This window comes from Archangium sp., from assembly GCF_036389735.1.
GTDB lineage: Bacteria > Myxococcota > Myxococcia > Myxococcales > Myxococcaceae > Archangium.
Map to the genome: position 1 here is coordinate 1 of NZ_DASVWK010000840.1, position 11,948 is coordinate 11,948.

An 11,948-nucleotide genomic window follows, 5' to 3' on the forward strand; every position below is an offset into this window, starting at 1 on the left:
GGGTGGACCTGGAGGCGGCGCAGGATCCGGCCTCCCGCGAGCGCCAGCAGCTCAAGGAAGTGACCGACCAGGCAGCCGAGCACTTCCGGGCACTCCTGTGGGAGGAGGAGGGCCGCCGCGCCCGGGCCTACCTCTCCAGCCGAGGCATCTCCGACGAGACGGCCAAGGCCTTCGGGCTGGGGTGGGCCCCGGCGGCGTGGACCTCGCTGGCGGACCGACTCGCCAAGGTGGGGATGATCGACTGGGGCCTCAACGCGGGCCTCATCTCCAAGCGCCAGAAGGGCGACGGCTACTACGACTTCTTCCGCAGCCGCCTCATCATCCCCATCCGCGCCCCGGAGGGCCGTGCCATCGCCTTCGGCGCCCGGCTGGTGGACGCGGAAGAGGGCCCCAAGTACCTCAACTCCCGGGAGTCCCGCCTCTACAACAAGAGCGAGACGCTCTTCGGCATGGACCAGGCGCGCGATGAGATCCGCCGCCGCAAGGCCGCCGTGCTCGTGGAGGGCTACTTCGACTGCATCGCCCTACACCAGGAGGGGGTGAAGCACACGGTGGCGCTCTGCTCCACCGCCCTCACCCCGGGCCATCTCAAGGTGCTCGGCCGCGCCGAGGCCCGGGAACTCTTCCTCCTGCTCGACGGAGACCAGGCGGGCCTCAACGCGGTGGAACGACTGGCTGGCCCCCTGCTCGCCGCCGGGGCGGCCGCCAAGGTGGCCCTGCTGCCCCAGGGGGACGACCCCGACACCTTCATCCGACGCGAGGGCGCCGCGGGCCTGGAGCGGCTGCTGGCCGAGGCGCGCCCCCTCACCAACCACGTCTTCCTCACCCTCCTGCCCAACGGGAAGGAGGCCACCTTCGAGGAGAAGATGGCCGCGCTGGAGCGCCTCAAGCCCGTGTCGGCGCAACTCCCGATCGGACTGGTGCGCTCGGCCTTCTTCACCGCGCTGAGCGGTTGGTGTGGCCTGCCCGCCGCCGAGCTGGAGTCCACCCTGCGCAGCAAGGCGCCCCCCACCCCGGTGAAGCCCGCCCCCAGGCCGGCCCCCGCGCCCAATGGCCCTCCCCCGCCCCGCCAGACCCCGGTGAAGCCCCCGGACGCCCTGGAGGCCCTCTATGTGGCCGCCGTCCTGCGCGAGCCCCGGCTGGTGGCCCGCGACTCCTTCCGCGTCTTCGACGAGCTGACCCACCCCGGCCTGCGCCTGGCCCTCGCCCACGCCACCTCCGGCCACGGGGCCGAGGACGCCCTCTTCGAGGCCCACGACACCGTCAAACGCGCCATCGAGGCGGCTGCCCGCCAGCTCTCCGGGCAGCAGGGCTCGGCCCTGGAGCATTATTTCCTGCAGATCTGCCGTGCCATCATGCTGCAGCGGATCAAGCAGCAACTGGAGTCCATCGCGCGCGCCACCCGCCAGACGGCCGGGGCCAGCGACCTCTCCGAGGAGACGAAACAGCTCCTCGCCCAGCGGATGGAGCTCCTCTCCCTGAAAAAACGCGTGGAAGAAGAAATTCGCCCCTCCCCCCCGGGAACAAAAGCACCCATGCAACCGGTTTGAGTTCGCGTTTGTAAGAATCCTCCACTTTGCGATAGATGGGCCGGCTCGCTCCAGGCCAAGCCCCTGTTTTTCTAAGGAGAAGTACCCGAATGCCGACGCAGAAGCCCTCCTCAAAGGTGGCCGTCAAGCCCAAGAAGAAGGTGGCCCCGGAGATCCGGAAGAAGAAGAAGCCGGAGGACGCCTCGGCGAAGGGTACCGAGAGCAGCGAAGCCAGCATGAGCGCGCAGTCCGTCCGCAAGGCCGAGAAGGCCGAGAAGGCCGAGAAGACCGCCGCCGCCGAGAAGGCCACCGAGGCCCTCAAGAAGCGCAAGGCCGTCACCCAGGTGGACGAGGGCGATGTCGATCCCGAGGAGGCCGCGGAGGAGGCGGCCGCCGCGGTCGAGGTCGATCCCGACGCCGTGGAGGACGAGGTGGATGAGGAGCCCATCGCCGACCGCAAGGAGGTCAAGGATCTCCTGGCCGCGGGTCGCGAGAAGGGCTTCCTCACCTACGACGAGGTCAATGACGCCCTGCCCGCGGACATCGTGTCGTCGGATCAGATCGACGACGTGATGAGCATGTTCGGCGACAACGACATCGAGATCGTCGACGCCCAGAAGGCCGCCCAGAGCACGGAGATCAAGCCCACGGTCGCGGTGGAGGAGGAGCGCGCCGAGGCCGAGGAGGACGAGAAGGACGAGGACGACGAGCCGGGTGGCAAGTCCAACGACCCCGTCCGCCTCTACCTGCGCAAGATGGGCAGCGTGAGCCTCCTGACCCGCGAGGGCGAGGTGGAGATCGCCAAGCGCATCGAGGACGGCGAGAAGGAAGTGCTGCGCGCGCTGCTGGCCTGCCGCGTGGCCATGGTGGAGATCCTCGACATCGGCACCCGGCTCAAGAACGGCAAGCTGCGCGTGCGCGACGTCATCAAGGACGCGCCCGAGGAGGCCCAGGGTGAGGGCGAGGCCGAGGCCGAGGTCGAAGTGGCCGAGGAGGGCGCCGAGGGCGAGGCCCAGCCGCAGCAGCTGGCCCAGAGCGAGCTGAACAAGATCGAGCAGATCAACAAGCAGATCGAGCGCATCCGCAAGTTCGCCAAGGACTGCGAGGCGCTGGACGCGGAGCTGCTCGGCAAGAAGAAGCTCACCGACGTCAAGAAGAAGGAGCTCAAGCAGGAGGTGAAGGACCTTCGGACCAAGATGATGGAGGTCCTGGAGGAGATGCGGCTCAACAAGAAGCAGGTGGACCGCATCGTCCTGAACCTCAAGGGCCTCATCGAGCGCGTGGAGAAGGCCGAGGCGGAGCTGCGCGAGAACGAGCGCCGCTACGGCGTGCCCATGGACACGCTGCGCGAGCTGCTGCGCGAGGCCAAGGAAGAGCCCGAGGCCATGAAGAAGGCCATGCGCAAGCTCAACGTCACCAGCGAGCAGCTGGAGGCGCTGGAGCGCGACGTGCGCACCGCCACCCGCAACATCAAGCGCGTGGAGGAGGAGGCCAACCTCGAGGTCGAGGAGCTGCGCCGCAACTACGAGGCCATCCGCATGGGTGAGCGTCGCGCGGAGCGCGCCAAGACGGAGCTCGTCGAGGCCAACCTGCGCCTCGTGGTGTCCATCGCGAAGAAGTACACCAACCGCGGCCTGCAGTTCCTGGACCTCATCCAGGAGGGCAACATCGGCCTGATGAAGGCGGTGGACAAGTTCGAGTACAAGCGCGGCTACAAGTTCTCGACCTACGCCACCTGGTGGATCCGCCAGGCCATCACCCGCGCCATCGCGGACCAGGCCCGCACCATCCGCATCCCGGTGCACATGATCGAGACGATCAACAAGCTCATCCGCACCAGCCGCTACCTCGTGCAGGAGATCGGCCGCGAGCCGACGCCCGAGGAGATCGCGGAGAAGATGGAGCTGCCGCTCGACAAGGTGCGCAAGGTGCTGAAGATCGCCAAGGAGCCCATCTCCCTGGAGACGCCGATCGGCGAGGAAGAGGACAGCCACCTGGGCGACTTCATCGAGGACAAGAGCCTCGTGTCGCCCTCGGACGCGGTCATCAACATGAACCTGGCCGAGCAGACCCGGAAGGTGCTGGCCACGCTCACGCCGCGCGAGGAGAAGGTGCTGCGCATGCGCTTCGGCATCGGCGAGAAGAGCGACCACACGCTGGAAGAGGTGGGTCAGGACTTCGAGGTGACGCGCGAGCGCATCCGCCAGATCGAGGCCAAGGCGCTGCGCAAGCTGCGCCACCCGAGCCGCTCCAAGCGCCTGCGCTCCTTCGTGGAGAACTGAGCGCCGCTCGGAGTCTGAAGTAAGAAGAAGCCCCCGTTCCTCCAGAGGAGCGGGGGCTTCTTCATTTGTGCGGCCCTGGAGGTGTCCCCATGCCGACGAAGCGGAAAACCCAGCCCCTGCCCTTCCCCGAGGCCGTGCGCCGGGCGGTGCGGGCCATTCCCCGGGGCGAGGTGCGCTCGTACTCGCAGGTGGCCCTCTACGCGGGGCGGCCGGGGGCGGCGCGAGGCGTGGGGCGGGAGCTGAAGACGTTGGAGAAGGTGCCCTGGTGGCGCGTCATCCGCGCGGACGGGACGCTGGCGCCCGCGGTGGCGGTGGAGCAGGCCCGGCGGCTCGAGGCCGAAGGGGTGCGCCTGGAGGGCCAGGGCACGCACTGGCGCGTGCGTGGCTGAAGCCTCCAGGCCGTTCACCCTCTTGCGCCCGCGCGAGGTGCGCGATACTTCCCCGGTCAGGACGGCGCCTCGGCGCCATCCGTGCGTGGCTTGAGGGCCCTTAGCTCAGCGGTTAGAGCTGTCGGCTCATAACCGATTGGTCCCTGGTTCGAATCCAGGAGGGCCCACTCCCCTTCCCCGCGCGTTCAGGCCTTGGCTTCGCCCTGGCGGCCCTTGTCCTGCTCGTCACGCCCGTGCACGCTCGCCGGCGGGCTGGTGGCCTCCACCGCGGTGAACGCCTCGAGAATCTTGTACGTGTGGCTGGCGCCTCGGGGCACGAGCCACGAGTCCCCCGGGTTGAGCAGCAGCACCTGTCCCTCCAGGTGCAGCTCGGCGCGGCCCTTGATGACGTAGCCCACCGTCTCGTAGTCGCGCGCCGCGGGGGGGAGCGGCTCGGCCGGCTGCTCGTTCTCCCACAGACGCATGGATACCCGGATGCCTCCGGCCAGGTACTTCTGCCCCATCTGCCCCTTGGGGGAGAACTGGGAGTCGACCTTCTTCACGCTGGTGTCGCCCATCTCGTCTCCTTCGCGGACGCTGGCGGTTGTCCTTTGCCGGACAAGGTAAGGAGCGCCGGGCGACACGAACCCCGCAATGAAAACGCCCGCTCTCTCCACGGGGGAGAGAGCGGGCGTGAAGGGAGGGCCCGAAGGCCCTGGGTTACGACCTCACCCGGCAGCGCGCACGTTCTGCGCCTGCAGGCCCTTGGGGCCACGCGTCACTTCGTACTCCACCTTCTGGCCCTCGGCCAGGGAGCGGAAGCCATCCATGTTGATGGCGGAGTGGTGGCAGAAGACATCCTCACCACCTGCGTCCGGCGCGATGAAGCCAAAGCCCTTCGCGTCGTTGAACCACTTCACGGTACCAGTTGCCATGTACGTCCCTGCTTTCCGCGGACTGCCGAACGGACACCCCGGACAACGGGGTGCCAACGCCCCAAACCCAGGGGAGTCTGGCTGTTTCAACGGCTCCTCCAGACCCCCCATTCCTCGCTGCCTTCACACTTCTTCATAAGTACTGGGCGCCCGCTTCACACCCCCCCCGTACCTTCTGCACCAACCCAAGGACGCTGGGTCGCTGACCGCCCGGCCGCTCACGGAAGGAGCAGAACCATGTTCGGATTCATTTTCGGCACCGCCTGCCTGGCTGGCCTCTTCTACACGCTGCGCCGCAGCCGCTGGCACCACCCCGGCGGCCGCTGGAGCTGGCGCGGCCGGATGCGCTGGCTCTTCGAGCGCCTGGACACCTCGCCCGGCCAGGAGAAGGTGCTCGTCCAGGCCGCGGATGACCTCACCGAGGCCTTCGAGAAGATGCGCGACGAGATGAGCGCCGCGCGCGCCGCCGTGGCCCGCTCGCTTCGCGGTGAGGCGTTCGACGCGGCCTCGCTGCGCGAGATGGATGCGAAGCACGACGAACTCATCGACAACCTGCGCAAGACCACGCGCGCCTCGCTGTCGAAGATCCACGAGGCGCTGGACCCCAAGCAGCGGCGCGAGCTGGCGGACCTGATCGAGCACGGCTGGGGCTACGGCTACCGCCACGGCCGGGGCGGCTGCGGCGGTGGCTGGCGGGGTGGTTATTCGCGGTGCTGAGCCGTCCTCACACGGGAACGAGAAAGGAAAGACACCATGCGCCGCCGCGTCCTCATCGCACTGCTGGCCTTTGGAACCCTCGCCGGCTACTCCTCCGGATTCGCCAGCCTCTACCGCTGGCACCGCTACGGCTCCTCGTACGGCGGGCACTGCCGCCAGTGGCGGGGCGCCCATGCCCACCAGGCCCCCACCCCCGACGCTCCCGCCGAGCCCGGCCCGCGTTAGAGTCGCACCCCGCCCATGGCCACCCGCGTCCTCCTCATCGACGATGACTCCCGGATGTACGAGCTGCTCGCGCAATACCTCGGGCAGAACGGCATCACCGTCGCCCATGCGCCCGATGGAGGACGCGGACTGGCCGCGTTGGAGGCCGGCGCCTACGACGCCGTGCTGCTGGACGTGATGATGCCGGGCCTGGACGGGCTGGAGGTGTGCCGGCGCATCCGCGCCAAGAGCACCATCCCCGTCCTCATGCTCACCGCGCGCGGCGACGAGACGGACCGCGTGGTGGGGTTGGAGCTGGGCGCGGACGACTACCTGGCCAAGCCCTTCAGCCCGCGCGAGCTGCTCGCGCGCCTGAGGGCCGTGCTGCGGCGCGCCCAGCCCGCGTCCGTGGCCGAGAAGATGGAGGCCAGCGGTGTCTCCATCGACGTGTCCGCCCGCGACGTGCGCGTGGGTGGCCGGCAGGTGGAGCTCACCGGGCTCGAGTTCGATCTGCTGGTGGCGCTGGTGCGGCGCGCCGGGCGTGTCATTCCCCGCGACGCGCTGCTCGGCGAGGCCGGCCGGAGCGACACCACCGTGGGCGAGCGCACCGTGGACGTCCACATCTCGCACCTGCGGCAGAAGCTGGGTGACGAGGGCTCGCGCCTCATCAAGACGGTGCGTGGCGTGGGCTACCTGTTCAGCAAGGATGGCGCATGAGACGGGGGCCCATGAGCCGGTTGGGCTGCTACCTCCGGGCCAGCCTGCGCCGAAAGCTCTTCCTCTGGTTCGGTGTGTCCATCTTCATCACCTTCCTGGTGGTGGGCACGGTGATGAGCGTGATGGGGGGCCTTATGGGAGGAGGCCCGAGCTGGCGCCAGGAGACGGAGCGCCTGCGCACCTTCATCGGCCACCGGCTCGCCGAGGTGTGGGACGAACCCGCCCGGCGCGACGCCCTCGCCCGCTCCACCGCCGAGGAACTGCTGGTGGACGTGGAGCTGCGGGATGCCTCCGGAGCGCTGCTGCTGCGCACCGGTGAGCCCTGCCCCGCCCGTACGGAGTTCTCCGTGGCGGTGGAGCGCGAGGGGGTGAGGCTCGGCACGGCGCGGGCCTGCACCGGGCGTGGCCGGACGCACCAGCCCTGGCGCGGGCCCCTGGTGCTGTTGCTGGCCGGAACCACGCTGTGGATGGCCTCGGGGTGGCTCGCCCGGCGGCTGTCGCGCCCGCTGGACTCGCTGGCGCGGGCCGCGCGGGAGTTGGGCGCGGGCAGACTGGACACGCGGGTTACGCTGGGCCGCCACGCCACGGGAGAGATGTCCGTGCTGGCCGAGGCCTTCAACGACATGGCCTCGCGCGTCGAGCGGCAGATGGCGGATCAGCGCGAGCTGTTGGCCGCGGTGTCGCACGAGCTGCGCACGCCGCTGGCGCGCCTGCGCGTCCTGGTGGAGCTGATGCGCGACGCAGGAGGCCCGGAGCGCACGGCCGACCAGATGGAGCGCGAGGTGGTGGAGCTGGACGCCCTGGTGGGTGAGCTGCTGGCCAGCTCGCGGCTGGACTTCGGCCAGGTGACCCCGCACGAGCTGGACGGAAAGGACCTGGCGGTGCGGGCACTGGAGCGGGCGGGGCTGCCGGTGGAGGTGCTCGCGGCGGAGGTGGCCGACGGGAAGCTGGTGGGTGACGCCACGCTGCTGGGGCGTGCGCTGGCCAACCTGCTGGACAACGCGCGCAAGCACGGCCAGGGCGCGGAGGCGCTGCGACTGCTGGAGCGGGACGGGCGGCTCGCCTTCTGCGTGGAGGACCGCGGCCCGGGGCTGCTGCCCGGCGAGGAGACGCGCATCTTCGAGCCCTTCTACCGGAAGGATCGGGGCGGCGAGGCGCGCGAGGCGGGCTCGCTGGGACTGGGGCTCGCGCTGGTGCAGCGGATCGCGCGGGCCCACGGCGGCGACACCTTCGCGGAAAACCGGCCAGGAGGAGGCGCCCGGGTGGGCTTCACCCTGCGGCGCGAGGGGCCGGCCTCGCTCAAGGCTCCGCCTGGAGCCGCCCGTTCTCGAGCGTGAGCGAGGCCCCCGCGTCGGAGCCTACTTCACACCACCCGAGGCGGAGGCCTTGGCATCGGCGGAGAACTCGAAGGAGGCGGAGACGGTCTCCCCTTCCTTGACGGAGATCTCGGCGGTGCGGGTGCCGAGCGTCTCGTGCCAGGCCTCGAGGGTGTAGGTCCCGGCCGGCAGGTGCTCGATGGCGAAGGAGCCATCCGCTCCCGAGGTGGCGAAGAACGGGTTGGCGTTCACCACCACCCAGGCGGTCATCCACGGGTGGATGTCGCACTTGAGGCGGACCAGCTCGACGTCGGCGGGCAGGTTGCGCTGCACGGCCTTCCCGTGGGGAGGCTGCGCCACGTTGAAGATGGACTTCGTCCCGGCGAGGGCGCGCGCGTTGTGCAGCGTGCCGTCGCTGTTCTTGATGAGGATGGGCTGGCCGACGGTGGCCCCCTGCACGCGCGGCTGGTAGGTGCACTGGTGCTGGTCGATGAGGGCGGGCTGCGTCGGGCGAGGGACGGGCAAGAGGCCGCGCACGCGCACGAGCACGTTCTCCAGCTTGCCGTTCTTCACCCGGACGGACTGCTCCGAGGACGCCATGCCATCGCAGGCGGGATCCTCGCTGGGGGGGACGGCGGCGGCGGAGGGCGGCACGCCCTTGAAGGAGACGGCGCCACGGATGGTGCCTCCGCCGGTGAGCGGCTGGGGAGCGGGCTCCGCCGCAGGGGGGGCCTCGGGCTTCGGCGCGACCTTCTCCCGCACGGGGGCCGGTCGGACCGCGGGCCGAGGGGGCGGCGCGGCCTCCTCGTTCATGCAGGCCGGCAGGGCGGCGAGCCCCACGGCGCCCAGCACCGTGACGCCCAGCGTACGCAGCTTCATGTGTCGACTCTCCCTCGTGTCGCCGGCGCGGGTCGGGTCATGCGCGGGCAACCAGATATGACGGGTCCCGCTGTCGTAGCAGAAGAAAGGACCCGGACGTCAATGTAGGAACGGTCTTACCGGCTATTCGCGACGGCTGACGCTGAAGGCGGCGAGCCCCAGGAAGACGGTGGCGAAGACGAAGAGCACCGGCACCTCCAGGCCCGAGCCGGAGGAAGAGGTGCCCACCGCGAGCGAGGCCTCGGCGCCATACAGCGCGCGGCGCACCCCCTCCACGGAGAAGCGCATGGGGTTGAGGCGCATGATCCAGGACAGCGGGGCCCCGGCTCCCTTGAGGGGGAACATGGCGCCGGAAAGAAACCACATGGGCAGCAGGACGATGCTCATCACCGCGTGGTAGCCGGCGGTGGAGCGCACCCACCAGGCGAGGGCGATCCCCATGCCGGTGAGGCCCAGGGCGGACAGCACCATCACCGTCGCCAGCAGCGGCACGTCCACGGTGGAGGCCTTCACCCCGGCCAGCGGGGCGAAGAGGAGGAAGAGCGAGGCCTGGAGCAGCGCGATGGCCGAGGAGCCCAGCGCCTTGCCCAGCACCACCGAGAGGCGAGAGCCCGGCCCGGCCAGCACGGACTGGAGGAAGCCCTCGCGCCGATCCTCGATGACGGAGATGGTGGCGAAGATGGCGCTGAAGAGCACCACCATGGTGACGACGCCGGGGAAGGAGAAGCGCTGGTAGTCCAGGCCCTGGGCGCCCTCCACGCGGAAGGAGCCGGAGAAGCCCGCGCCGATGACGAACCAGAAGAGGATGGGCTGGGCGAGCGCGCCGATGATGCGGCTGGGCTGGCGGAAGAAGCGCACCACGTCGCGCGCCAGCAGCACGCGCACGGTGGCCCACTGAACCGCGAGCGCGCCGGGGAGCCGCGCCTGCTCGGCGGACGCGCGCGCCTCCGCGAGGGAGGGCCGGGAGTCCACCGGGGCCAGCCCGGACTCGGACGCGACAGGGGTGGGAGCGGTGGAGGCGTGGGCGTTCATCGACGGCGACTCCTGCGGCCGGGCTCGGCGGCGGGCTGGTCCGCGCCGAGCGCGCGACCGGTGAGTTGGAGGAAGACGTCCGCGAGCGTGGGACGGCGCAGCGACACCGAGGCGAGCCGGCCGGCCGGGAAGGCCTCCACCAGCCGGGGCACCAGCGCGTGCCCCTGCTCCACTTCCACCTGCACCTTGCCCTCCACCAGACGCGCGTCCAGGTCCAGCCGCTCGCGCAGCTCGGCCACGAGGGCCTCGGGCTCACGGGCCTCCAGGGTGAGGATGTCTCCCCCCACCCGCGCGGCCAGCGCCGCCGGTGTGTCGGTGGCCACCAGCCGGCCGGAGTCCAGCACCGCCAGCCGGTCGCACATCTCCGCCTCGTCGGCGCGGTGCGTGGTGAGCAGCACGGTGAGGCCCTCGGCGTCGCGCAGGGCCTTGAGGTGCGTCCAGAAGGAGCGGAAGGAGGCCTCGTCGAGTCCCTGCGTGGGCTCGTCCATGAGGACGATGCGCGGCTGGTGCACCAGGGCGCGCGCCAGCTCCAGCCGTCGACGCATGCCGCCGGACCAGGTGGAGACGCGCTCGTCACCTCGGTCCTGGAGGCCGATGAGGCGGAGCATCTGCTCCACGCGCGCACGGGCCCGCTCGCCCGTCAGCCCGTACAGCCGGGCGCCGAGCATCAGGTTCTCCCGCGCGCTCATCAGGTCATCCAGGCTGCTGCGCTGGAAGATGATGCCCATGCGCTGGCGCAGGGCCGGGTCGTGGAGCGACAGGGGCCGCCCCTCGAAGAGGACGCGTCCGGCATCCGGAGCGAGCAGGCCAGCGAGCAGCTGGAAGGTGGTGGATTTGCCCGCCCCGTTGGGACCGAGCAGGCCGACGATCTCCCCCGCGCCCACCGCGAGGCTCAAGCCATGGAGGGCCACCCGCTCCTTGAAGCGGCGGGTCAATCCATCGAGCTGAAGGAGCGGCGCCATGGAGCGGCTCGCCGCGGGAGAGAGGGCCGAGAGGGCCGTGGTCATCCTCGAATCAACCGTGTCCCCCACTGTCGAGCATCAGCGCGGCGAAGAGGCCGGCCAGGTACAGCAGGCTGAACAGGAACGTCTGTCGCGCCCAGGACCTTCCCAGCCGCCGAAAGAGCCCCATGGCCCCCAGCCCCAGGAAGGACAGGCCCAGCAGCACGGCGGCGGCCAGGTACCAGGCGCCGGCGATGTGCAGCTGGAAGGGCAGCAGCGTCATGGGCACCAGCGCCACGATGTAGAGCACGAGCTGGAGCCGGCTGGCGTCATCCCCTCGCTCCAGGGGCACGGACTTGAGGCCGGCCGCCGCGTACTCGTCCTTGCGGAACAGGGCGATGGCGATGAAGTGGGGGATCTGCCACAGGAAGAGGATGGCGAAGAGGACGTAGCCGCCCGCGTCGATCTGCCCCGTGACGGCCGTCCACCCCATGAGCGGGGGCAGCGCGCCGGGCACCGCGCCCACCAGCATGGCGGCCGAGGTGCGCGACTTGAGCGGGGTGTACGCGAGCACGTAGCTGAGCAGCGCCACCAGCCCGAGCCCCGCGGTGAGCAGGTTGGAGCCCAGCGCGAGCGCTGGCAGGGACACGGCCGCCAGCAGCAGCCCGAAGCCCAGCGCCACCGCCGGCTCCATGCGCCCCGAGGGCAGCGGCCGGTTGCGGGTGCGCGCCATGAAACGGTCGCTGTGGCGCTCCCAGTAGCAGTTGAGCGCGTTGGCGGCACCCACCGTGCCCGAGGTGGCCAGCAGCGTCACCAGGATGCGCGCCACCGTCAGCTCGCCGGGGGCCAGCCACATGCCGCCCGCGGTGGTGGCGATCACCAGGCCCGACAGCCTCGGCTTGGTGAGGGACACCAGGTCCGAAGCGATGCTCGACAGACTCACGGCTCGCGCGCTCACGCAGACTCCGCCCAGATTGGAAAACGGCCTTCCCCTTACACAGAGGCGCGCCCCGCATCAAGCAAACGGG

The 11,948-nt window shown here is 70.5% G+C and carries 13 protein-coding genes and 1 tRNA gene; 8 read left to right on the forward strand and 6 right to left on the reverse strand.

The window, feature by feature from the left end:
- The 4 genes from VF794_RS29965 to VF794_RS29980 all read left to right on the forward strand — a co-directional run.
- Positions 1-1,550: DNA primase (locus VF794_RS29965; RefSeq protein ID WP_331116310.1), on the forward strand; the 1,550-nt coding region annotated here is incomplete at its 5' end.
- A 35-nt stretch (positions 1,551-1,585) separates the two neighbouring features.
- Entirely contained in the window at positions 1,586-3,811 is a 2,226-nt protein-coding gene (gene rpoD, locus VF794_RS29970) for an RNA polymerase sigma factor RpoD (protein WP_414640983.1), read from the forward strand.
- Positions 3,812-3,900: 89 nt separating this feature from the next.
- Entirely contained in the window at positions 3,901-4,200 is a 300-nt protein-coding gene (locus VF794_RS29975) for an MGMT family protein (RefSeq protein WP_331116313.1), read from the forward strand.
- Between the two features lie 94 nt (positions 4,201-4,294).
- Positions 4,295-4,367: transfer RNA gene (locus VF794_RS29980), tRNA-Ile, on the forward strand.
- Positions 4,368-4,385: 18 nt separating this feature from the next.
- Here VF794_RS29980 and VF794_RS29985 read toward each other — a convergent pair.
- Positions 4,386-4,757, reverse strand: a complete 372-nt coding sequence (locus VF794_RS29985) for a cupin domain-containing protein (protein WP_331116314.1) — start codon at positions 4,755-4,757, stop codon at positions 4,386-4,388.
- A gap of 150 nt (positions 4,758-4,907) precedes the next feature.
- Complete coding sequence (locus tag VF794_RS29990) at positions 4,908-5,114, reverse strand: cold-shock protein (protein WP_331116316.1); 207 nt, start codon at positions 5,112-5,114, stop codon at positions 4,908-4,910.
- 237 nt (positions 5,115-5,351) lie between these two features.
- Between VF794_RS29990 and VF794_RS29995 the strand changes: the two genes are divergently transcribed.
- From VF794_RS29995 to VF794_RS30010, 4 genes are read left to right on the forward strand one after another with little or no spacing between them, the layout of a single operon-like run.
- Positions 5,352-5,831, forward strand: coding sequence for a periplasmic heavy metal sensor (locus tag VF794_RS29995; RefSeq protein WP_331116318.1), 480 nt, complete (start codon positions 5,352-5,354; stop codon positions 5,829-5,831).
- Between the two features lie 36 nt (positions 5,832-5,867).
- The gene (locus VF794_RS30000; protein WP_331116320.1) at positions 5,868-6,056 is read left to right on the forward strand and encodes a hypothetical protein; all 189 of its coding nucleotides are present in this window, start codon (positions 5,868-5,870) and stop codon (positions 6,054-6,056) included.
- Between the two features lie 15 nt (positions 6,057-6,071).
- Entirely contained in the window at positions 6,072-6,752 is a 681-nt protein-coding gene (locus tag VF794_RS30005) for a response regulator transcription factor (protein ID WP_331116322.1), read from the forward strand.
- Positions 6,749-8,089 carry a HAMP domain-containing sensor histidine kinase gene (locus tag VF794_RS30010; RefSeq protein WP_331116324.1) on the forward strand — a complete coding sequence of 447 codons (1,341 nt, stop codon included), beginning with the start codon at positions 6,749-6,751 and terminating at the stop codon, positions 8,087-8,089. Before VF794_RS30005 ends, VF794_RS30010 begins: the two co-directional genes overlap by 4 nt.
- A 21-nt stretch (positions 8,090-8,110) precedes the next feature.
- On the opposite strand, the gene VF794_RS30015 is transcribed toward VF794_RS30010, so the two are convergent.
- From VF794_RS30015 to cyoE, 4 genes are all read right to left on the reverse strand, one after another.
- Positions 8,111-8,947 carry a carboxypeptidase regulatory-like domain-containing protein gene (locus VF794_RS30015; protein WP_331116326.1) on the reverse strand — a complete coding sequence of 279 codons (837 nt, stop codon included), beginning with the start codon at positions 8,945-8,947 and terminating at the stop codon, positions 8,111-8,113.
- Between the two features lie 123 nt (positions 8,948-9,070).
- Positions 9,071-9,979 (reverse strand): ABC transporter permease, encoded by a 909-nt coding sequence (locus VF794_RS30020; RefSeq protein ID WP_331116328.1) that lies wholly within the window; start codon positions 9,977-9,979, stop codon positions 9,071-9,073.
- Complete coding sequence (locus tag VF794_RS30025; RefSeq protein ID WP_331116330.1) at positions 9,976-10,986, reverse strand: ABC transporter ATP-binding protein; 1,011 nt, start codon at positions 10,984-10,986, stop codon at positions 9,976-9,978. Before VF794_RS30025 ends, VF794_RS30020 begins: the two co-directional genes overlap by 4 nt.
- Before the next feature lie 7 nt (positions 10,987-10,993).
- Positions 10,994-11,878, reverse strand: coding sequence for a heme o synthase (cyoE, locus tag VF794_RS30030; RefSeq protein ID WP_331116332.1), 885 nt, complete (start codon positions 11,876-11,878; stop codon positions 10,994-10,996).
- Between the last annotated feature and the right edge of the window lie 70 nt (positions 11,879-11,948).